General features: G+C 74.6%; 22 protein-coding genes. 13 read left to right on the forward strand and 9 right to left on the reverse strand.

Translation table 11 applies throughout. The features are described from left to right. The first annotated feature begins 24 nt into the window (after nt 1–24). Entirely contained in the window at nt 25–930 is a 906-nt protein-coding gene (locus tag BM237_RS06790; protein ID WP_175540908.1) for a Gfo/Idh/MocA family protein, read from the forward strand. Here the strand turns inward: BM237_RS06790 and lnt are convergent. Continuing rightward, nucleotides 902–2449: an apolipoprotein N-acyltransferase gene (gene lnt / locus BM237_RS06795; RefSeq protein WP_093848623.1), complete on the reverse strand. Its 1548-nt coding sequence runs from the start codon at nt 2447–2449 to the stop codon at nt 902–904. The two genes, BM237_RS06790 and lnt, sit on opposite strands and share 29 nt — an antisense overlap. 248 nt (nt 2450–2697) lie before the next feature. Here lnt and BM237_RS06800 point away from each other — a divergent pair, with 248 nt between their 5' ends. From BM237_RS06800 to BM237_RS06810, 3 genes are read left to right on the forward strand one after another with little or no spacing between them, the layout of a single operon-like run. Next, nucleotides 2698–3534 carry a universal stress protein gene (locus tag BM237_RS06800; RefSeq protein ID WP_093848891.1) on the forward strand — a complete coding sequence of 279 codons (837 nt, stop codon included), beginning with the start codon at nt 2698–2700 and terminating at the stop codon, nt 3532–3534. A gap of 40 nt (nt 3535–3574) precedes the next feature. Next, complete coding sequence (locus BM237_RS06805; RefSeq protein ID WP_093848624.1) at nt 3575–4453, forward strand: HAD family hydrolase; 879 nt, start codon at nt 3575–3577, stop codon at nt 4451–4453. Between the two features lie 20 nt (nt 4454–4473). Then, complete coding sequence (locus BM237_RS06810; protein ID WP_093848892.1) at nt 4474–6963, forward strand: glycoside hydrolase family 65 protein; 2490 nt, start codon at nt 4474–4476, stop codon at nt 6961–6963. Between the two features lie 27 nt (nt 6964–6990). Here the strand turns inward: BM237_RS06810 and BM237_RS06815 are convergent, their stop codons facing one another. Both BM237_RS06815 and BM237_RS06820 read right to left on the reverse strand, forming a co-directional pair. Beyond that, nucleotides 6991–7320, reverse strand: a complete 330-nt coding sequence (locus BM237_RS06815) for a hypothetical protein (protein ID WP_139238067.1) — start codon at nt 7318–7320, stop codon at nt 6991–6993. Nucleotides 7321–7457: 137 nt separating this feature from the next. Further along, a complete protein-coding gene (locus tag BM237_RS06820) occupies nt 7458–8456 on the reverse strand; it encodes a PP2C family protein-serine/threonine phosphatase (protein ID WP_093848893.1) in 999 nt (332 codons plus the stop codon). 403 nt (nt 8457–8859) lie between these two features. Between BM237_RS06820 and BM237_RS06825 the strand changes: the two genes are divergently transcribed. Then, a complete protein-coding gene (locus BM237_RS06825) occupies nt 8860–10077 on the forward strand; it encodes a CapA family protein (protein ID WP_093848626.1) in 1218 nt (405 codons plus the stop codon). 43 nt (nt 10078–10120) lie between these two features. On the opposite strand, the gene BM237_RS06830 is transcribed toward BM237_RS06825, so the two are convergent. Next, nucleotides 10121–10993 (reverse strand): undecaprenyl-diphosphate phosphatase, encoded by an 873-nt coding sequence (locus BM237_RS06830; protein ID WP_093848627.1) that lies wholly within the window; start codon nt 10991–10993, stop codon nt 10121–10123. 52 nt (nt 10994–11045) lie between these two features. Beyond that, nucleotides 11046–11894 (reverse strand): TVP38/TMEM64 family protein, encoded by an 849-nt coding sequence (locus BM237_RS06835; protein WP_093848628.1) that lies wholly within the window; start codon nt 11892–11894, stop codon nt 11046–11048. A gap of 151 nt (nt 11895–12045) precedes the next feature. Between BM237_RS06835 and BM237_RS06840 the strand changes: the two genes are divergently transcribed. Beyond that, entirely contained in the window at nt 12046–12945 is a 900-nt protein-coding gene (locus BM237_RS06840; protein WP_093848629.1) for a spermidine synthase, read from the forward strand. On the opposite strand, the gene BM237_RS06845 is transcribed toward BM237_RS06840, so the two are convergent. The 3 genes from BM237_RS06845 to BM237_RS06855 all read right to left on the reverse strand — a co-directional run bounded on the left by BM237_RS06845 (nt 12885) and on the right by BM237_RS06855 (nt 15941). Beyond that, the gene (locus BM237_RS06845; protein ID WP_093848630.1) at nt 12885–14210 is read right to left on the reverse strand and encodes an MFS transporter; all 1326 of its coding nucleotides are present in this window, start codon (nt 14208–14210) and stop codon (nt 12885–12887) included. The two genes, BM237_RS06840 and BM237_RS06845, sit on opposite strands and share 61 nt — an antisense overlap. After that, nucleotides 14207–15277, reverse strand: a complete 1071-nt coding sequence (locus BM237_RS06850) for a DUF8017 domain-containing protein (RefSeq protein ID WP_093848631.1) — start codon at nt 15275–15277, stop codon at nt 14207–14209. Before BM237_RS06850 ends, BM237_RS06845 begins: the two co-directional genes overlap by 4 nt. 115 nt (nt 15278–15392) lie before the next feature. After that, the gene (locus BM237_RS06855) at nt 15393–15941 is read right to left on the reverse strand and encodes a gamma carbonic anhydrase family protein (protein ID WP_093848632.1); all 549 of its coding nucleotides are present in this window, start codon (nt 15939–15941) and stop codon (nt 15393–15395) included. A gap of 142 nt (nt 15942–16083) precedes the next feature. Here BM237_RS06855 and BM237_RS06860 point away from each other — a divergent pair, with 142 nt between their 5' ends. From BM237_RS06860 to BM237_RS06885, 6 genes are all read left to right on the forward strand, one after another. Continuing rightward, on the forward strand, nt 16084–16950 hold the full coding sequence (locus BM237_RS06860; RefSeq protein ID WP_093848633.1) for an acyltransferase: 867 nt from the start codon (nt 16084–16086) through the stop codon (nt 16948–16950). A gap of 181 nt (nt 16951–17131) precedes the next feature. Continuing rightward, entirely contained in the window at nt 17132–17695 is a 564-nt protein-coding gene (locus BM237_RS06865; protein ID WP_093848634.1) for a YbaK/EbsC family protein, read from the forward strand. Nucleotides 17696–17723: 28 nt separating this feature from the next. Continuing rightward, nucleotides 17724–18095, forward strand: a complete 372-nt coding sequence (locus BM237_RS06870; RefSeq protein ID WP_093848635.1) for a GvpU-like protein — start codon at nt 17724–17726, stop codon at nt 18093–18095. A 61-nt stretch (nt 18096–18156) separates the two neighbouring features. Then, nucleotides 18157–18558: an SRPBCC family protein gene (locus BM237_RS06875; protein ID WP_175540910.1), complete on the forward strand. Its 402-nt coding sequence runs from the start codon at nt 18157–18159 to the stop codon at nt 18556–18558. A gap of 218 nt (nt 18559–18776) precedes the next feature. Next, nucleotides 18777–19025, forward strand: a complete 249-nt coding sequence (locus tag BM237_RS06880) for a WhiB family transcriptional regulator (protein ID WP_093848636.1) — start codon at nt 18777–18779, stop codon at nt 19023–19025. Between the two features lie 109 nt (nt 19026–19134). Continuing rightward, nucleotides 19135–20142 carry an NADP-dependent oxidoreductase gene (locus BM237_RS06885; protein WP_175540911.1) on the forward strand — a complete coding sequence of 336 codons (1008 nt, stop codon included), beginning with the start codon at nt 19135–19137 and terminating at the stop codon, nt 20140–20142. A gap of 61 nt (nt 20143–20203) precedes the next feature. Here the strand turns inward: BM237_RS06885 and BM237_RS06890 are convergent, their stop codons facing one another. Next, on the reverse strand, nt 20204–20611 hold the full coding sequence (locus tag BM237_RS06890; RefSeq protein WP_093848637.1) for a CoA-binding protein: 408 nt from the start codon (nt 20609–20611) through the stop codon (nt 20204–20206). Between the two features lie 61 nt (nt 20612–20672). Here BM237_RS06890 and BM237_RS06895 point away from each other — a divergent pair, with 61 nt between their 5' ends. Beyond that, the gene (locus tag BM237_RS06895) at nt 20673–21326 is read left to right on the forward strand and encodes a YigZ family protein (RefSeq protein ID WP_093848638.1); all 654 of its coding nucleotides are present in this window, start codon (nt 20673–20675) and stop codon (nt 21324–21326) included. Nucleotides 21327–21592: the final 266 nt, after the last annotated feature.

Here is a 21592-nt window from a genome sequence, read left to right on the forward strand (position 1 = left end):
GGACGGCGATACCAAGGGGGTACCGTGAGGATCGCAGTGATCGGACTCGGCGACATCGCGCAGAAGGCGTATCTGCCGGTGCTCACCGCCCGGCCGGGGCTGGAGCTCCATCTGCACACCCGCACCCGCGCCACCCTGGAGCGGACGGCCGAGGCCCACCGGATCCCCGGCCCGCAGCGGCACACGGACCTCGACGGGCTGATCGCGGCCGGCCCCGAGGCGGCCTTCGTCCACGCTCCGACGGCCGACCACCCCGCGATCGTCGCCCGGCTGCTGGAAGCCGGAGTGCCCACCTACGTCGACAAGCCGCTCGCCCACACCCTGGCCGACTCCGAGCGCCTGGTGCGCCTGGCCGGCCGGCGGCGCGTCCCGCTCGCCGTCGGCTTCAACCGCCGCCACGCACCCGGCTACGTCCAGTGCCTGGAACACCCGCGCGACCTGATCCTGATGCAGAAGAACCGCATCGGGCTGGCGGCCGACCCGCGCGAGGTGGTCTACGACGACTTCATCCACGTCGTGGACACCCTCCGCTTCCTGCTGCCCGGGCCGGCCGGTCACATCGACGTCCGCGCCCGGGTCAGGGACGGGCTCCTGCACCATGTGGTGCTCCAGATGTCCGGCGACGGCTTCACCGCGATCGGCGTCATGAACCGCATGAGCGGCAGCGCCGAGGAGATCCTGGAGGTCTCCGGGCGGGACGCCAGGCGCCAGGTGTTCAACCTCGCCGAGATCGTCGACCACAAGGGCCAGCCCAGTGTCCGCCGCCGCGGGGACTGGGTGCCGGTGGCCCGCCAGCGCGGCATCGAGCAGACCGTCTCGGCCTTCCTCGACGCCGTGCGCGCCGGACGGCACCTGGACGCCGAGGACGCCCTGCGCACCCACGAGCTGTGCGAGCGGGTCGTCACCGCCGCGCTGGAGCAGGCCGGATAACCCTCTTCCGCGCCCCGGGCCGCCGCTTCCCGTACCGCCCGAGCCGGAACCGGCGCACCGCCGCCACGGCCGCAGCCGACAGCAGCGAGCCCAGCGCGGCGGCGACCGCCCAGTCGCCGGACCGGACGTAGACGGTGGTGCCCGAGGCGAGCGGCACCTCGTGGACGGCGGCCCCGCTGCGCCCGGTGCCCAGCCGCTCGCCCACCGGCTCGCCGCGCGGGCCGTACACCGCGCTCACCCCCGTCAGCGTGGCGTGCACCATCGGCCGCCCGCTCTCCGCGGCCCGCAGCGCCGCCAGGGAGGCGTGCTGGGACGGCGCCCAGCTGTCCTGGAAGGTGGAGGTCGCCGACTGGGCGACGAGCAGCTCGGCGCCCTCGCGCGCCAGCACCCGGCCCATGTCGGGGAAGGCCGACTCGAAGCACACCAGCGGACCGGTGCGCACCCCGAGGGTGTCCATCACCGTCGGTGCGTCCCCGCGACGGCGGTCCTCCTCGGCCGCCTCGCCCACCGCCGTCGCCCAGCCCAGCAGGGAGCGGGCCGGCACGTACTCGCCGAACGGCACCAGCCGCATCTTGTCGTAGCGCTCCCCGGTGGGCCCCCGCGGGCCCACCGCCACCGAGCTCTTGAAGATCCCCGGCCCGTCCGGACGCCGGGCGTCCACGTTCACCAGCAGTGGCGCCCCGAGGTGCGCGGACAGCGCCGCCAGCCGCTCCCGCAGGTCCGGGCGGGCCTCCAGGTCGTGGCCGACGCTGCTCTCGCCCCACACCACCAGATCCACCCCCCGGCCCGCCAGGCCGCGCGTCAGCCGCTCCCCGGTGTCGAAACGCGCCTCGGCCCCGTCGACCACGCCCGGCTGCACTACCGCGACACGGACCGTGCCCGACGGCCGCGGCAGCGGCGCCCACGCCCAGGCCGCGGCCGGGACCAGCACGCACACCGCCACCGCGGCCGCGGCGGCCCGCCGCGCGCCGGGCACCGCGACCAGCACCCCCAGCGCGGTGTTCGCCGCCACCACCCACACGGTGACCAGCCACACCCCGCCCAGCGAGGCCAGCCGCAGCGCGGGCGGCACCTGCCACTGACTTGCCCCCAGCAGCGCCCACGGCCCGCCCAGGTACTCCCAGGAGCGCACCAGCTCGATCATCAGCCACGCCGACGGCACCAGCACCACCGCCGCCACCGCCCTCCCCGGAGCCGGCGCGCCCGCCAGCAGCCGCCGCACCAGCCACCCCCACGGGGCCCACAGCAGCCCCATCAGGGCCGCCACCACCACGACGAAGGCGTGCAGGCTCGGCGCCAGCCAGTGGTGGGTGGCCAGCAGGAAACCGGTGCCGCCCAGCCAGCCCTCCACGGCGGCGCGCCGCCCGCTGTCCGCCGTACGGAGCAGCAGCAGCCACGGGACCAGTGCGGCGTAGGCCCACCACCACAGCGACGGTGCGGGAAAGGACAGGGCGGGCAGCGCGCCCGCCGCCGGCGCGAACACCCCGCGCCGCCACCCGGGCCCTGCGGACACCCGCATGCCGTGCCTCCCTCGCCTCGCCTCGGCCGGACCGGTGCGGTGCGGTGCGCGGACCCCACCGTGCCACCGGGCGGGTGGCCGGGAACCGCCCGCCGAGGGTTTCACCGGTCCGTATGCGGGTGACCGTTCCCGGGAACCGGCGGGTGAACCCGCGGCCCGCCGGTTCCCGGGAACGGTCACCCGCCGGCCGGAATGGGCGGCACGGGAACCGGGAAACCGCAGGAGGCCGGGACAAGGAGGTGGCGGCGGTGGAGCTTCCCCTGCTGGTGGGCGTCGACGGATCCGGACCCAGCCTGCTCGCGGTGGACTGGGCCGCGGACGCGGCGGTCCGGCACTCGGTACCGCTGTGTCTGGTCCACGGCGTCGAGGAGCGCGGGGAGGACGACCCGGAGCCGGAGGAGCTGATGTCCGCCGCGACCGAACGCGTCCGCCTGCGTGCCCCCGACCTGCGGGTGACCACCGTCGTCCTCGACGAGGAGCCCGGAGCCGCTCTGGTCCACGCCGGCCGCAACGCGTTCGCCCTCGTCGTCGGCTCGCGGGGCCGGGGCGGGATCGCGGGCCTGCTGCTGGGCTCGGTGGGACTGGAGGCGGCCGGCCGGGCCGACTGCCCGGTGGTCGTCGTACGCGGCGGGGAGAACGCCCGCGCCGGCGGTCACGGCCGGGTCGTCCTGGGCGTCGGGGACAGGGTGGACGGTTCGCCCGCCGCCCACTTCGCCTTCCGCGAGGCCGCCGCCCGGCACTGCGAACTGCACGCCGTACGGGCCTGGCGCCGGCCCGCCCACACGGCGGAGAACCACCCGCTGCTCCAGGGCAGTCCGGCCGGCGCCCGCCACCGGGAGGCGATGGACCACCTGGACGGCGCCCTGCGGGCGGCGGCCCGCGAGTACTCCCAGACCGACCTGCACCTGCACGCGCTGGAGGGCTCCACCCGTGCGGTGCTGCTGGAGGAGTCGCGCAGGGCGGATCTGCTGGTGATCGGCGCCCACCGCCGGCAGGGCCGCCTCGGTCTCCAGCTGGGGGTGGTCGACCACACCGTCATCCACCACGCCGACTGCCCCGTGGCCCTCGTACCGGAGCACATCTGACCCCGACCGCCCCGACGACCCCACTGGATGGAGCGACCGTATGCCGTCTGCCGCAGCCGCAGCCGCAGCCGCAGCCCGGGACCCGGAGGAGGCCGCCGCGCCGGCACACCCGCCGACACACCGCCTGGACGGCCTGAGGGCCGTGGTGTTCGACACCGACGGGGTGATCACCGACTCCGCCCGGGTCCACGCCGCGGCCTGGAAGGAGGCCTTCGACGACTGCCTGCGCGAGTGGCGCGAGCGCGGCGGCGGACAGCCTCAAAAGGGCCCGCGGGACCGGTTCCGCCCGTTCGACATCCGGGAGGACTACCGGCGGTACGTCGACGGCAGATCCCGTCTGGACGGCGCCGCCGCCTTCCTCGCCTCCAGAGGGCTGGACCTGCCGCCGGGCGAGCCGGACGACCCGCCCGGCAACGGCACCGTCCGGGCCGTCGCCGCCCGTAAGGAGCGGCTGTTCACCGCCGCCCTGCGGCAGGACGGCGTCCAGGCCTGGCCCGGCACCCTGCGGCTGCTGCGCGCCCTGCGCCGGGAAGGGGTGCCCATGGCGGTGATATCCGCCTCCCGGCACGCGAGGGAACTGCTTTCCGGGGCGGGGGTGCTGGAGGTGTTCGACGCCGTGGTGGACGGCCACGAGGCGGCCCGGCTGGGACTGCCCGGCAAACCGGACCCCGCGGTGTTCCTGGAGGCCGCCCGGCGGCTGGGAGTGGCTCCCGGGGAGGCGGCCGTCGTCGAGGACGCGCTCGCCGGTGTCGAGGCGGGCCGCCGGGGCGGCTTCGGGCTGGTCGTCGGAGTGGACCGGACGAACGGCCCCACCAGCGCGCGGGACCTGCGCGAGCACGGGGCCGACGTGGTCGTGACCGACCTGGCCGAACTGCTGCCGCCCGGCCCCCGCACCGGCCGGCACGACGAGGAGGGCTGACAGTGGCGGAGGAGGGGACCGTGGAGCGGTGGGAATGGGCCTACGAGGGCTACGAGCCGGAGGAGGAGCGGCTGCGCGAGGCCCTGTGCACCCTGGGCAACGGCTACTTCGCGACCCGGGGCGCGGCTCCCGAGACGGACGCCGGAGGACCCCACTACCCCGGCACATACGTGGCGGGCTGCTACAACCGCCTGGTGTCCACCGTGGGGGAGAGCGAGCCCAGGGACGTCGAGAACGAGGACATGGTCAACCTGCCCAACTGGCTGCCCCTGCGCTTCCGCGTCCTCGACGGCACCCTCGACGGCGCCGTCGAGGGTGCCGTCGAGGACGGCCCCGGCGCCCCTTCCGGCGGCGGCCCCGCGAAGAGCCCCACGAACGGATCCACCCCGCCCTGGTGGACTCCCGACGGGGACGGGCTGCTGGAATACCGGCAGCGGCTGGACCTCAGGCACGGCGTCCTGACCCGGACCCTGCGCCTCCAGGACGCCGCCGGCCGGCGGCTGCGCGTCGAGCAGCACCGGCTGGTCCACATGGGGCAGCCGCATCTGGCAGCACTGCGCACCGTCCTCACCGCGGAGAACTGGACCGGCACGCTCGAGGTCGAGTCCGCACTCGACGGCGGGGTCGCCAACGAGGGCGTGGAACGCTACCGCGCCCTGAACGGCCGCCATCTGACCGGCCACAGCACCGGATCGACCGAGCCGGACACCGTCTGGGTGCGCTGCCGCACCACGAACTCGGGGATCGGCGTGGCCCTGGCCGCCCGCACCCGCCTGGAGAGCGGCGAGGCCGTCTCGGCGCGCACCGACCTGGGAGGGCTGCGGCCCGCGCGGCGGCTGACCGTCGCCGTCCGGCCCGGGCGGCCCGTCACGGTCGTCAAGACCGTGTCCCTGCACACCTCGCACGACATCGCGGTCAGCGACCCCCTGCACGCCGCGCTGGAGGACATCGACTACGCGCCCGGCTTCCCCGACCTGCTCGACACCCACCGTGCCGCCTGGGACGAGCTGTGGCGGCACGCCGAACTACAGGTGCCGGGCGAGGCGGGCCGCATCCTGCGGGTCCACCTCTTCCACGTCCTGCAGACACTCTCCCCGCACATCACCGACCTGGACGTCGGCGTCCCGGCGCGCGGGCTGCACGGAGAGGCGTACCGGGGGCACGTCTTCTGGGACGAACTGTTCGTGCTGCCCTACCTCAACGTCCACTTCCCGGAGGTCTCCCGCGCCCTGCTGGCCTACCGGCACCGGCGGCTGCCCGAGGCCGTCCGGGCCGCCGAGGACAGCGGCTACGAGGGCGCGATGTTCCCCTGGCAGAGCGGCAGCGACGGGCGCGAGGAGACCCAGACGCTGCACCTGAACCCGCGCTCGGGCCGCTGGCTGCCCGACCACTCCCGCCTCCAGCACCACGTGGGCTCGGCGATCGCCTACAACATCTGGCAGTACTGGCAGGCCAGCGGCGACATCGACTTCATGCACACCCGGGGCGCCGAGACGCTGCTGCGGATCGCCCAGTTCTGGGGGAGCGCCGCGCGGTACGACGCGGATCTGGGGCGCTACCGCATCCTCGGCGTGGTCGGTCCCGACGAGTACCACGAGGCCTACCCGGACAGGGAGCGGCCCGGCCTGGACGACAACGCCTACACCAACGTCACCGCCGCCTGGGTGCTCGGCCGGGCCCTGGAGACGCTTCGGACCGTCCCCGAACCGCTGTGCGAGGAGCTGTGCCTGAAACTCGCCCTGGACGGGGAGACGCTGGAACGCTGGGACGACATCTCCCGGCGGCTGCGGGTGCCCTTCCACGCGGGCGTCATCAGCCAGTTCGACGGCTACGGGGAGCTGGCCGAACTGGACTGGGAGGGCTACCGCCGCAAGTACGGGGACATCCGCCGGCTGGACCGGATCCTGGAGGCCGAGGGCGACACCGTCAACCGCTACCAGGCGTCCAAGCAGGCCGACGCGCTGATGCTCGGCTACCTGTTCCAGCCCGCCGAACTGGCGAGCCTGTTCGAGCGGCTCGGCCACACCCTCGACGACGAGCTGTGGCGGCGCACGGTCGACTACTACCTGCACCGCACCAGCCACGGCTCGACCCTCAGCTCCCTGGTCCACGGGTGGGTGCTGGCCCGGGTGCGGCGCCCCGACGCCTGGCGCTACGTCCAGGAGGCGCTGGTCAGCGACATCGCCGACATCCAGGGCGGCACGACGGCCGAGGGCATCCACCTGGGCGCCATGGCCGGGACGCTGGACCTCGTGCAGCGCGGACTGACCGGCCTGGAGACCCGCGGGGGCGCTCTGCGGCTGGACCCCGTGCCGCTCCCGGAACTGTCCCGGTTCTCCTTCACCATGCGCTACCGGCACCACTGGGGGGTGGGCGTGCGGATGCGCTCGGACGGGATGCGCGTCAGCCTGCCCGGATCGGCCGAGAGCCCCGTACGCCTGGTGCTGCCCGACCGGACCGTCACCATCGAACCCGGCGAGTCCGCCTGGCTGGACCTGGCCGACCGGTGACGGCCGAGCGGTGGCGGCCGCCACCGCTCAGCCGGAGCCCGGCCCCCGCCCGGGGCGGCGGCCCGGGCGGCGGCCGGCCCGGACGGCCGTGCCCAGGAGCACGGCGGAGAGGAAGACCAGCACGCCGACCACCGGATGAAGAACCATCAGCGCGGGAACCAGGAAGAGGCAGACGCCGACGAGCAGCCACAGGCGGGACGGTGTCGCCGGCCCGCCCGCCGCGGGCTCCGCCGCTTCGCGTTCCGTCTCGCCGAACCCCCGGAACAGGGCGGCGAGGCGGGCGTCACGCAGCAGCGCCCGTTCGGTCTCGTGCAGGATGCGCAGTTCACGGAGAGTGAGGCGACGGGATTCGTTCATGGTCTCGGTCCAGCTCGGTCGGTACGGACTGCGGTGATCGGTCGTCCGCCGAGTACCCCCTCCGAGCGGGTGAATCTTCCGGAATCCGGTGATCCGTCCGACGGCCGGGCCGGTGATCCGGCCGGAGCCGGCCCGGCTCACCCTTCGCGGTACCGCAGGAGCAGCATCGCCGCGTCGTCCTGCAGCGGCCCGCCGACATGCGTCACCAGATCCCGGCACAGCGACTCCAGACCTATGTCCGGGTTCTTCTCCCGCAGCAGGAAGGCCCGCCGGACCAACGGATAGAAGCGGTCGTCCGGATCGCGCGCCTCGGTCACGCCGTCGGTGTACAGCAGCATCTGCTCGCCGGGGGCGAGCGACAGCCCGTAGGGTTCCGGGGGCTTGAGGTCGAAACCCATGCCCAGGGGCGGCGCGGTCTCCGGCGGCTCGGCCAGATGAGCCGTCCCGTCCGCGCGGACCACCAGCGGCGAGGGGTGGCCGTGGTTGAGCAGGGTCACCGAACGGTCCTCGTGCGTCTCGGCCAGGACGGCCGTGACGAACCGCTCCTGTGTCATGTGCCGGTTGACCGAACGCTCCAGCCGGGCGCTCACCGCCGCCAGGTCCGGCTCGTCGTACGCCGCCTCCCGGAACGCGGCCAGGACGACCGCCGCCGTCTCCACCGCCTCCAGCCCCTTGCCCTGGACATCGCCCACGATCACCCGGACCCCCGAGGGCGAGTTGACCACCTCGTACAGATCACCCCCGATCCGGGCCTCGGCCACCGCGGAGGTGTAGGACACCGCGATCCGCAGGTGCCCCGCGGCCCGGGGCACCGGGCGCAGCAGCACCCGCTGGGCCACCTCGGCGATGGACCGCACGTTCGCCAGCTCGGCCTCGTGCCGCTGGCGGATGGCGGCCGCGACCAGTCCGGCCGCCGACACCCCGGCCACCGACAGCAGTGCCGTGTAGCCGCGCGTGGTCCCCAGCAGGCCGTCGTAGAAGGCCAGGCAGAAGCAGAGGACCAGGGCCAGCAGTCCGATCAGCGCGGTGCGGCGCATGCCGCCGACCAGGCTGGCGAAGGCGGGACCGAGTGACAGCAGCGGCAGGAACCCCACGCCCGGGCCGGCCGTCACGTCCACCAGGGCGACGACGGTCATGGCCGCGAAGGGCAGCCCGGCCAGGAGTCGGTAGCTGTCGTCGTCGCGCTCGGCCAAGGTGAACTCCGGATTCGCTGCGGATGTCCCGCGGTTGTCTGCGAACAGCTTCCCAGGCCGGGGCGGCACGGGAAAGCGACCCGCGCGGTCGCGCCGTTTCCCGCGCCCGCTCGCCCGGTCCGCCGTCGGCGACGGGCGGCACGCTCCTCCCGGCGCGTGCCGCACCCGCCCTCCCCACGTCGTTCGCCGTGCCCCTCGTTCCGGCAGCCGCGCGATCCGTTCGCCCGGCCGGCGCAGTGGACGGCCGCCAAAGGTGCCGTCCGCCCCGCCACCGCCCACGCTGCCGGAAGAGGAGGACGGCGCGACCGCCCCGAAGCGGCGTGCCAGGACGCACAGGAGGCGAAGGATGCGCCGGATCGCAGCAGTGGGGACGGCAGCCGGACGGAGCGCACGGCGGACGGCCGGGCGTACGGGGGAGGGCGAGGCGGCGCACCGGATACGCCGGATACGCCGAGCACGCCTCGCGGCCACGGCCGCCGCCGTGCTGGCGCTCGCCGCGCCCGCCTCGTGCACCGCGCCCGGCAGCGCCCCGGGGGAGGACCGGGCGGCACGGACGGACGGGGGCAGGCCGTTCACCGTGGTGGCGACCGGCGACATCATCCCGTACCCGTCGATCATCGAGCAGGCCCGGCGGGACGCGGGCGGCGCCGGACATGACTTCACCCGCATCCTCGCGGGCGTGAAACCGGTGGTCGAACCCGCCGACATCGCGCTGTGCCACATGGAGACGCCCTACGGCGACGAGGACGGCCCTTTCACCGGCTATCCGCTGTTCCGCTCCCCGCCCCAGCTCGCGAAGGCCCTGCGGGCCACCGGCTACGACAGCTGCTCGACCGCCTCCAACCACAGCCTCGACGACGGCTTCGAGGGCGTGCGCCGCACCCTCGACGCGCTGGACGCGGCGGGAGTGCGGCACACGGGCACCGCCCGCGACGCGGCGGAGGCCGCCCGCCCGGCACTGCTGGAGGCCGGCGGCGCCCGGATCGCCCACCTGTCCTACACCTACGGCACCAACGGCATCCCGCTCCCCGGGGACCGGCCGTGGGCGGTGAGCATGCTGGAGCCGGAACGCGTGCTCGCCGACGCACGCGCCGCCCGCCGCGCCGGGGCCGACGTGGTGATCGTCAGCCTGCACTGGGGCACGGAGTGGCAGCAGGCGCCCGACGCGACGCAGAGGGAGCTGGCCCGCAGGCTCACCGCCGCGCGCACCGGCGGACGCCAGGACGTCGATCTGCTGATCGGCACCCACAACCACGTGCCCCAGCCGTACGAGAAGGTGAACGGCACCTGGGTGGTCTACGGCCTGGGCGACCAGATCGCCAGCTTCGTCCCCGGGAACAAGCGCAGCGGCAACGATGGCTCCATGGCCCGTTTCACCTTCACCCCCGGGGACGGCCGCTGGACCGTCACGGGGGCGGAGTTCCTGGTCGGCCACTCCGACATGGGCCCGCCCTTCCGCGTGGTGCGCGCCACCGGGGAGAACTTCCCCGAGGTGCACAGGCGGGTGCGGGAGGCGGTGCTGAGCCGGGGCGCGGCCGAGGACGGTCTCACCGAGGGCCGGTGAGACCGGGCGCCGGCCCGGACGGTCCGGTGGACGCCCGCGGGCGTCAGCCCGCCGCCTCGCCCGCGTGCGGGGAGATCACCCCGGCCGCGACCAGGGCGAAGATCAGCAGGCCCAGCAGTATCCGGTAGACCACGAACGGCATGAAGCTCCTGGTGGAGATGAACTTCATGAACCAGGCGATGACCGCGTAGGCCACCAGGAAGGACAGCACGGTCGCGAAGAGCGTCGGCGCCCAGGAGACGTGCCCCTGGCCGATCTCCGTCAACTCGAACAGGCCGGAGGCGAGTACGGCCGGGATGGCCAGCAGGAAGGAGTAGCGGGCGGCGGCCTCACGGGTGTAGCCCATGAACAGACCGCCGCTGATCGTCGCGCCCGAGCGGGACACACCGGGGATCAGCGCCATCGCCTGGGCCATGCCGTACAGCAGGCCGTCGCGCACGGTCAGCCGCTCCAGCGACTTGCGCTCGCGCACGGCGCGGTGGCGTCCGCCGGAGGCGTCGCGGGAGGCGAGCCGGTCGGCCAGGCCCAGGACGACACCCAGCACGATCAGGGTCGTGGCGATCAGCCGCAGATCGCGGAAGGGGCCCTCGATGTAGTCCTTGAAGGTCAGGCCGAGGACGCCGATCGGGATGGAGCCGACGATCACCAGCCAGCCCAGCTTCGCGTCGTGCTCACGGCGCGCCTGCCTGTCGTACAGCGAGCGGAACCAGGCGGAGACGATCCGCGCGATGTCCTTGCGGAAGTAGATCAGCACCGCCGCCTCGGTGCCGATCTGGGTGACGGCGGTGAAGGCCGCGCCGGGGTCCTCCCATCCCGCGAAGACCGCCGTCAGCCGCAGATGGGCGCTGGAGGATATGGGAAGGAACTCGGTCAGCCCCTGGACGAGCCCGAGGATGAACGCTTCGAACCAAGACATGTCGGGGTGTGCTCGTCCCTATTTTGTGATCATCGGTCAGGTCGGGCAGATGCTATGGCCGGTCGGGAACGGGGAGGGAAACGGCGGGCGAACGCCGCGGGTTCGCGCGTACCGGCTCGGTGACCGCCCGGCCCGGCGCCTGGTCCGCGGCCTGATCGGTGGCCTGACCGGTGGCCCGGCCCGCGGCCCCGGCCGGCGCCCCGGACCCGCGCAGCCGGGCGCGCCTGCGCCAGGCGACGACCGCGGCGGCCAGTCCGGGAACGGCGATGAAGGCGGACGCGACCAGGAAGACCGGCGAGGTCGGTGTGGAGGCCTGACTGCCGGCCACGGCGTACGCGGCGGTGTTGGGCACGCAGCCCAGCGCGGTCGCCGACAGGAAGGCGGACCAGCGCATCCGGCTGACGGAGGCGCCGTAGTTGGAGACGACGAACGGGACCCCCGGCAGCACCCGCAGCACCAGCATCGAACGGAAGCCCCGGCGGCTGAGCTGCCGGTCCCCGGCCGCCAGCCAGCGGCCGCGCAGCAGCGGGCGCAGGGCGTCCTGCCCCAGCAGCCGCCCCAGCCCGAAGGCCAGCCCGGCCCCCAGCACCGTCCCGGCCACCGCCGCGGCGGTACCCAGGGCGGCGCCGAAGAGGGCGCCCGAGGCCAGGTTCAGTACCGGTCTGGGCACGAGGGCCGCGGTGCCCAGACCGTACGCGAGGGCGAACAGCGCCAGCGCGCCGCCCCCGGTCAGCGGGGGGCGCCACCCCTGGGCGATCAGCTGCTGGGGCTCGTGGAGGGCCACCGTCGTGGCGGCGGCGGCCAGCAGCACGGCGAGGAGGGACAGACGGGACCACGGGGAGAACAGCACCGCGGAGCACCGGGCGGCGGGTCCGACGGGCCGGGGAGCGGGGACGGGCACCGGGCGAGCGTAACCGACTCGGGTGACATACGTCCCGGTCTGCCCACTGTGAGGTCCGCGACCCGGCCGCGGCCAAACGCTGTGCCCCGGCCGTGCCCGGGCGCCCCCACCCCGTCGTCCCGGCCGGCCGGGACGACGGGACAATGGGGCGATGGACAAGGCAGCGCAGGGCCGGACGGCGGACGACCGGGCGGCAGGGGAGCCGGTGCCCGTACGCCGGACCGTGGACCAGGGCACCGCCCGGCTGCTGCCGGACGTGGACCGGCCGCGCGCCTGGCTGCTCACCGTCGACGACGCCCCCCAGTCGTACGTGGACCTCGGCGATCCGGCGCATCTGGAGTTCGAGTACGTGCGCCGGATCGCCCACGTCCTGGACTGCGCCGCCGCCCCGGACACGCCGCTGGACGTCCTCCACCTGGGCGGCGGGGCCATGACACTGCCGCGCTATCTGGCCGCCGCCCGCCCCGGCTCCCGCCAGGAGGTGGTGGACGCCGACCGGGCCCTGCTCGGCCTGGTCGCCGAGCACCTGCCGCTGCCGCCCGGCGGCGGCATCGCGGTGCGGGCCGAGGACGCCCTCACCGCGCTGCGGGGCAGGCCCCCCGCATCGGTGGACGTCCTGGTCGCCGACGTCTTCGGCGGCTCCCGCGTCCCGGCCCACCTGGCCACCCTGGCGTACGCCCGGGCCGCGGCCCGGGCGCTGCGGCCGGGCGGCGTCTACGTCGCCAACCTCGCCGACGCCGCGCCCTTCGGCTTCCTCCGCTCCCAGCTGGCCGGCTTCCGCACGGTCTTCGGCGAGGACCCCGGCCGGCTGTGCCTGATCGCCGAGCCCGCCGTGCTGCGCGGCCGCCGCTTCGGCAACACCGTGCTGGCCGCCTCCCGCGCCGGGCTGCCCGTGGCGCGGCTGGCGCGGCTGGCGGCGGGCGACCCGTTCCCCGCACGGGTGGTGCACGGGGTGGCGCTGGAGCGGCTGGCCGGGGACGCGCGCCCGGTTCAGGAGAGCGAGGCGGCCGCCTCGCCCGAGCCGCCGGAGGGCTCCTTCACGGTCGGCTGAGAGCCGACCGCCGCGGTCCCGTCCCGCCGGGTCAGGCCGCGCACCCCCGGTACGCACAGCACCGCGGCCGTCAGCACCGCGACCAGCACCGAGCAGCCCCACAGCGCCGCCGGCCGGCCCACCAGCGACTCGACGGGGCCGGCCGCGGCCGTGGCCAGGGGCACCAGGGCGATCGACCCCAGCCAGTCGTAGGCCGAGACCCGGGAGAACTTCTCCTCGGGCACCTCCTGGTGCAGCGCCGTCATCCAGGAAACCCCGAACACCTCGATGGCCACCCCGGTGGTGAACATCACCGCGGCCAGGCCCGCCGCGGGCAGGGGAACCGCCAGTGCCGCCGAGGGCAGCGCCAGGGGGAAGACGCACAGGGTGCCCGCGAGCATGATGCGGCGCGGCCGCCAGCGGGTCATCAGCACCCCGCCGCACACCGTGCCCGCGCCGAAGGCGGCCAGGGCCAGCCCCCACGGCCGGGCGCCGCCCAGGTGCTCCTCGGCGACCTGCGGCCCGTACACCGCCTCGGCCGCCGCGACCACCGCGTTGACCACCGCGAACTGCCCGACCACCGCCCACAGCCACGGCCGCCCCACCACCTCGCGCCAGCCGTCGCGCAGATCGCCGAGCAGGCCGCCGCCCGGCGCGCGCTCGGGCACCGCGCGCAGATCGAGCAGGGCGCGCAGCGCCCCCGCGGCGGCGAACGCGGCGGCGTCGACCGCCAGCACCCAGCCGGGGCCGACCGCGGCGATCAGCGCGCCGCCGAGCGCCGCGCCGCCGATGGAGGCGCCGTTGACCCCCATCCGGAAGACGGCGAAGGCGCGCCCCGCCTGCTCGCCGCGGACACTGGCGAGCACCATCCCCTCGGCGGCCGGGGCGAAGAAGGCGTGACCGATGCCGCCCAGCGCCGACAGCAGCACCATCTGCCACAGCTCGGCGCTCCCGGTGATCACCAGCGCGGCGAAGACGCCCTGGGAGACGCAGTTGAGCGCGTTGGCCGCCACCATCACCCGGTGACGCGGCAGCCGGTCGGCGACGGCGCCGCCGACGAGCAGGAACAGCACCAGGGGGACGGTGCGGGCGGCGGCGACCAGGCCCACGTCGGTGCCGTCGCCGCCCAGGGCGAGCACGGCGAACGCGGCCGCGATCAGCGCACCGGAGTTGCCCAGCCCGGTGATCACGGCGGCGGCCGTCAGCAGCGTGTAGTCGCGTCCCGCCCAGGCGGGGCGGGACGGCCGCCGCCCCGCCCCGCCCCCGGCGGGCCCCTTGCCGGTCAGTCCTTCTCCGCGTACGGCCGCAGACTGCCGGTCATCTTGTCGATGGTGTCCTGGGACACCTCGTCATCGACCCCGGCGTCGGTGATCAGGAGCCAGATGCGCAGGTCGTTGCTGCCGTCGATCCAGGAGACGGTCACGACCCTGCCGTCGGAGTCGCACTTGTTCTCTTTCTTGACCCCGGTGGCCGTGGCGCTCGCTATGTGGCCGGTGATGCCGTGCTCGTTGGAGAACTTCTTCGCCTTGGTGAGCTTGACGGTGTCCTTCTGCTCGCCGTAGGCGAAGTAGACGAAGTTCTCCGCGGCGATCTCGGCGCCCTCGGCGGTGTTGCGGGAGCCCTGGCCGCCCTTGCTGCCGACGGTGGCCCGGGTGTACTTGCTGTTGCCGACCTTGCACCAGCCCTCCTTGTAGAAGGCCGGGGCGCTGAAGGCGACCTGGGGCCCGGAGAAGGGGTCGTCCTCGTCCTTCTGCCCGTAGCCGATGATCGTCGTCTCCGTGCCGAGCTTCCAGTCGGCGGGCACGTCGAAGGCGTTGTGGTGCTTGGCGTTGGTGACGACCTTCCAGCCGGAGACCACCGGATCCGGCTTCTCCGGGGCGACCCCGTCGCGCGGGTTGGTGGGGTCGTCCCGCTCGGCCCCGGAGCCGCCGTCCTCGTCCGGCTCGGCGGTGGAGGGCCCGGGGCTCGGCGAGGCACTGGCGCCGGGGCCCGCGGTCTTCTCGCCCTTGTCGTCGCCGGTGAGGACGAGGACGCCCGTCACCACGGCCGCGGCGATCACCGCGACGGCCGCGACGATGGCGATCGCCGCGTTCCGGCCCCTCTTCCCGCCCTTGCCGCCCTGCGGCGGCCGCGGTGCGCCGGGCGTGCCCGGCTGCCCCCAGTGGCCGCCGGGCTGCCCCTGGTAGCCCGGGCCCTGGTAGGGGTTGGGCGCCTGGTACCCCGGCGTCTGATAGGGGTTCGGAGCCTGGTAACCCGGCGTCTGGTACGGGTTGGGCTGGTTTTGCCGGTTCTGCGGGCTGTGCGGGTCCTGCGGGTTCTGCTCGCCCCCGGGCGGCTGCTGTCCTGGCCACATGGCGAGAACACTAGAGCCGCCGCCGCGGCCGGACCACGGCCACCCCCGCTTCGGTACGCACCCGGTACACGGAAGCCCGCACGGGCTTCCGTGTACCGGGCGCCCGCCTTGGGTCTCAGCCCTCGTCGTCCTCCAGGACGACCAGCGTCTCCCGGTGCGTGCCGGCCAGCCCCCGGTACGCCGCGGCGTTGACGCGGACGCCCTCGCGCTCCTCTTCGGTCAGCTCCCGCCTGACGCGGGCCGGCACCCCGGCGACCAGGGAACCGGGCGGGACCTCCATGCCCTGCGGGACCAGGGCGTGGGCCGCCACCAGCGAACCGGCGCCCACCCGGGCCCCGTTGAGCACCGTCGCGCCCATCCCGACCAGGACCTCGTCCCCGACCGTGCAGCCGTGCAGCACCGCGTTGTGACCCACCGAGACGCGCTCGCCCACGACCACGGGGAAGCCCGGGTCGGCGTGGACGGTGCAGTTGTCCTGCACGTTGCTGTCCCTGCCGAGGGTGATCGCGTCGCAGTCGCCGCGCAGCACCGCGTTGTACCAGACGCTCGCGCCCGGTCCCAGCGACACCTGGCCGACCACCACGGCCGTGGGGGCGACGTACGCCTCCGGATCGATCTCGGGCTCCCTGCCCACCACACCCGCGATCATCGCCCGCCGTTCCATCAGTGCCCTCTCCCGCCTGCCGTGCCGCGCACGGCCCGTGTGCCGAGCGCCTTCTTCCGAACGGCACCGTAAGCGATGGGTGGGGCGGGAATCACAGCACGGCGGGCGGTGCGCCGCCCGCCCGGGCGTCTACCGTGATCGGGTGCCCAAGAACAGGAACGTGTTCTCCTCCCTGCTGTCCCGTACGGCCTCCCGCGCCGTGCACGGGCTGTGGCGCCACGCGCAGCGGGCGGGCGCCGTCTCGGCCGAGCGCCCCGGACCGTACGCCTTCCGCGGCATCGGGGAGGGTACCCGGCTGGCCTTCCCGCAGGGCACGCTGTTCGGCACCGAGTGGATCGAGCTGGGCGCGTGCTGCGTCATCGGCGCCGAGGTCACGCTGACCGCCGGGATGATGCCCGGCCTCGATCTCGGACCGGACACGGTGCTGAGGCTGGGCGACGGGGTGGTCCTGGGCCGGGGCAGCCATGTGGTCGCCGACGGGGCGGGGGCGGGCGTGACGATCGGGAACGACGTCTTCTGCGGCCCGTACGTCTACATCACCTCCACCAACCACTCCTACGACGACCCCCATCAGCCGATCGGCAGGCAGTGGCCGCGCTCGGCGCCGGTGGAGATCGGCGCGGGCAGCTGGCTGGGCACGGGAGCGGTGGTGCTGCCGGGCGCGCGGCTGGGGCGGAACACGGTGGTGGCGGCCGGTTCGGTCGTCCGCGGCGAGGTGCCCGACCACGCCGTGGTCGCGGGCGCGCCCGCCAAGGTCGTACGGCGCTGGGACCCGCGGGAGGGCTGGCTGCCCCCGCTGCGCACCCCGCCGCCGGTGCCGCTGCCCGAGGGCGTCACCCCCGGGCAGCTTGCGGCGCCGGCCGGTCTGGAGATCCCCGAACCGGGGACCCCCGGGCCGGAGACGGCCGGGGCGGAAGCGGGCAGACTGGAGGGGGCGGCCGGTCACGGACCCGTTCCGTCCCCGCCCGCCGACCGGACAGGAAGCACCGACGGGATGCGTACGCCATGAGCAACCGGACCCTGCGCCTGCTGCTGCTCTGCGCCGTTGCCCTGCACGGCCTGGCACTGCTGCTGTACGTCGCCCGCAACCACTGGATCTGACCCTCGCCGCGCAGCCCGCCCTGCCCCCGAGTCCGCTCCCGGGTCCGCCCCGCGCGGCGGGCACCCGGGCGGCTGCTAGCGTGCACGCCATGCGCGCCCCCATCGGGAACTTCACCGACGCCTGGCCGGTCACCGACAAGCTCGACCTGCTGGCCCCGCCGGTCGCCGCCGCGCTGCGCGGCCCCGTGCCGGCCGACGGGATCGTCTACGTGGACAGCGACCCGGACGACGCCGACACCGCCCGCTTCGGCGAGGTCCACGGCATCCCGCCCGAGCAGTCCGCCAACTGCGTGGTCGTCGCGGCCCGCCGCGGCCAGGAGGCCACCCTGGCCGCCTGCGTCGTCCTCGCCCACACCCGCGCCGACGTCAACCGCACCGTCCGGCGCGAACTGGGAGCCCGCAAGGCCTCGTTCGCCCCCATGGAGACGGCCGTCGGCGAGTCCGGCATGGAGTACGGCGGCATCACCCCGGTCGGACTGCCCCCCGGCTGGCCCCTGCTGGTGGACGCGGCGGTCGCCGACACCCCGTACGCCGTCGTCGGATCCGGGCGCCGCCGCGGCAAACTGCTGGTGCCCGGTAAGGTCCTGGCCGGACTGCCCGGAGCACGAGTGCTCGGCGGTCTGGGCCTCCACGCCACCCGCACCGGCGACTGATCACCGCCGCGGACGCTACTCTGCCCGCATGTCTAACCACGATGACCTGCTCGTCTCCATCGCCGAGAAGGTGGAGTCCGAGCGGAGCAACCAGATGCCCCTCACCGTGGTGGTCCCCGGCGCGGTCATCACCGGCAGGCTGGCGCCCGAGGCCGTCTGGAAGGCGCGGGTCGCCGAGGTCCTGCGGGACTCCGAGCGCCTGAAGCCGTTCGCCGAGCTGTTCGGGTCGTCCGGGGAGGACGACCGGCACGGCGGCGGCAGGCCCACCCACCTGCACCTGCACGTCGCACGCATCCTCCAGGGAAGCTACGGCCTCCCCGACACCGGCGGCATGTACCGCGTCGCCATCGGTGAGGTGAGCAGTTGGACTCTGGGGGAACTCAGCTACTCCGACGGGTGAGGGGAGCGGCCCGGCACATGCCGTGCCCGGTCGTCCCTTTCGTGACGAGGAGCCGACCGGTATGGCACGGATGACCCTGCGGGCGACCGGGCGGGCCCCGGCCGAGGACGTGTGGGAACGTTACGCGCGTCCGGGGCTGTGGCCCACCTGGTCCCCGCAGATCCGGTCCGTGCGCGTGCGCGGCGACCGCATCGAGCCTGGGATGGAGGGCGAGGTCGTCTCGCTGCCGGGGGTGCCGGTCGCCTTCGCGGTCGAGGAGGTCAGCGAGGCGCGGCGGCGGTGGACCTGGCGGGTGAGGGCCGGTCCCGTGCGGATGCGCCTGCACCACTCGGTCGCCGTCCTGCCCGACGGGCGGACCGGCACCGAGCTGCGCATGGAGGGGCCGCTTCCGGCGCTCGTCCTCTACGCGGGTCCGGCCCGCCTCGCCCTGCGCCGTCTGGTGAGGGCCCGGGCCGGAGCGTGACCTTCACCGGAAACCGGGACATTCCTTTATATTTGAACATCAACGCCCCTGCCGGGCTCTGCGGCACACCAGTGTGCCGCGGGGATCTTCGGGCTGCCCGCCCGCGGGCCGCCCCGATTCCTCGGAGGTTCCGGTGAGCGTTCCCGACTTCTTCCCCTTCCGCGCGTGCCGGGCGGTTTCCCGGCGGCTGCCCCGTGCCCCGCGACCGGTGCGCTGACATGGGCTGGCGTGAGTCCGCGGCGTGCCGCGGCGAGGATCCCGAACTCTTCTTCCCCATCGGCGAGGGCGGCCCGGCCGAGCGGCAGGCGGCCCGGGCGCGCGCCGTCTGCCTCGGCTGCCCCGTCATGCCGCAGTGCAGGGACTGGGCCGTCAGGAACGGCGAGACCGAGGGGGTGTGGGGCGGCACCACCGCGGCCGAGCGGCGGCTGATCAGGCGCCGCTTCGTGGGCCGGCTGCCTGACGGCTGACGGCCGGGGTCGCTCCGAGTCGCTCCGGGGCGAAGGTGTCGCAGATCACATCGACCTCGTACCTACCGGTCGGTACGGTGCAGGGAGTCTTGAGTCAGCAGGAGGCCCCATGCCAGCGACCAACCGCCAGATCCGCCTGGCGGCCCGCCCCACCGGAGAGGTGAAGCCCGAGGACTGGGAGCATCGCTCGGTGCCCGTGGAGGATCCCGGGCCGGGCCGCTTCGCGGGCCGCACCCGTGTCATCTCACTGGACCCCGCCATGCGGGGATGGCTCGACGACCGTCCCTCCTACCTGCCGCCCGTCGGCATCGGCGAGGTGATGCGCGCGGGCTCGGTCGTGGAGGTCACCGCGTCCGACCACCCCGACTACCGGCCCGGCGACCATGTGGTGGGCACGTTCGGCGTCCAGGAGCACGTCGTCTCCGACGGCAGGGGCGCGATGAAGGTCGACACCGCGCTCGCCCCGCCCTCGACGTACCTGGGCGCGCTGGGCATGCCCGGCATGACGGCGTACTTCGGCCTGCTGGAGGTCGGGGCGCTCAAGGACGGCGAGACCGTGGTGGTCTCCGGCGCCGCGGGCGCGGTGGGCACCATCGCCGGGCAGATCGCCAAGGCCAAGGGCTGCCGGGTCGTGGGCATCGCCGGAGGGCCGCACAAGTGCGCCATGCTCACCGGCGAGCTGGGCTTCGACGCGGCGATCGACTACCGGGCGCAGGACGTGCGCAAGGCGCTGCGCGAGCACGCGCCGGACGGCATCGACGTCTACTTCGACAACGTCGGAGGCGACATCCTGGACGCCGCGCTCGCCCGGCTGGCGATGCACGCCCGCGTGGTGATCTGCGGCGCGATCAGCCAGTACAACAACGCCACCCCGGTCAAGGGCCCGTCCAACTACCTGTCCCTGCTGGTCCGCCGGGCCCGGATGGAGGGCTTCGTGGTCTTCGACTACGCCGAGCGCTACGGGCAGGCCGCGCAGGAGATCGCCGGCTGGATCGGCGAGGGCCGCGTCAAGGTCAAGGAGCACGTGGTCAAGGGGACCGTGGACGACTTCCCCGAGACGCTGCAGATGCTCTTCCGGGGGGAGAACGTCGGCAAGCTGGTGCTGGAACTGCCCTGACCCCGCGCGGAGCGGGCGTCCCGACCACTGGACGGTGGTCGGGACGCCCGCTCTCGGGCGCTCAGCCCAGACGCGGGATCTCGATGGCCGGGCAGCGGTCCATCACCATCTCCAGGCCCGCCGCGCGGGTCCGCTCACAGGCCGCCTCGTCGACCACGCCGAGCTGGAACCAGACGGCCTTCGCCCCGACCGCCACCGCCTCGTCCGCGACGCCGCCCGCCAGCGCGGAGTTGACGAACACGTCCACGACGTCGACGGGGAAGGGGATCTCGGCCAGGGAGGCGTAACCCTGTTCGCCGTGCACCGCCTCCGCCTTGGGGTGGACGGGTACGATCCGCTTGCCGAACCGCTGGAGCGTGGCGGCCACCCCCCAGGCCGCGCGGTCGCGGTTGGACGACAGGCCGACCACCGCCCAGGTGTCGCCGGCCTCGGTCAGGATCCTGCGGACTGTCTCTGAGTCTGCGTACATGCCCCTGCCAACCGGCGGCCCGGCCGGGCCATTCCCCGCGGCGGACCGTAGGGTGGGCCGAATGCGGGAGCAGTATGTGACGGTCGCGGGCGAGGGCGTGCACGAGACCGAGGTGAACAGGTCGCGCTTCATCTGCGCGCTCGCGCCCGCCGCCACCGAGGAGGAGGCGCGGGCGTTCGTCGTCCGCGTCCGCGAGCGGCACGCGGACGCCACCCACAACTGCTGGGCCTACGTCATCGGCGCCGACGCCGGTGTGCAGAAGGCGAGCGACGACGGGGAGCCCGGCGGCACGGCCGGCGTGCCGATGCTCCAGATGCTGCTGCGCCGCGAGGTCCGCTACGCCGTCGCGGTCGTCACCCGCTACTTCGGCGGGGTGAAGCTGGGCGCCGGCGGGCTGATCCGGGCCTACGGCGGCGCGGTCGGCGAGGCCCTCGACGCGCTGGGCACCGTCACCCGGCGGCGGATGCGGCTGGCCACGGTCACGGTGGACCATCAGAGGGCGGGCCGGGTCGAGAACGAGCTGCGCACCGGCGGCCGGGACGTGCGCGGCGTGCACTACGGCGCCGAGGTCGCCATCGAGGTGGGGCTGCCCGAGGCCGAGGTCGCCGCATTCCGCTCCTGGCTCGCCGACGCCACCGCGGGCACCGCCCGGCTGGAGCTGGGCGGCGAGGCGTACGGGGCTGGGCGGGGAACACGATCGAACACCCGCGGGTGATCTCCGGGCGCCATGTGAACCCGAAGCCGCGGATATCGACAACTTGGGTAAACAGCCACGGAAATCGGCAAGTGTGTTCTAGTCTTCACACTCAGTACGGAGGCGAATGCAAAGTCGGCATCAGCCGGCCGAGCGGGGGGAAGGGGACGCCGACCGAGTAGGGGGGCAGGGCCTTGTTCGAGGCTGCCGGAACGCGGGTCGCCGAGGCGCCCGCGGACTTGGCCGAGCCGTTACGCGTTCGCACGCGGGACGGGAAGCGGAAGACG

The sequence above is a fragment of the Streptomyces mangrovi genome (assembly GCF_900114215.1).
Lineage (GTDB): Bacteria > Actinomycetota > Actinomycetes > Streptomycetales > Streptomycetaceae > Streptomyces > Streptomyces barkulensis.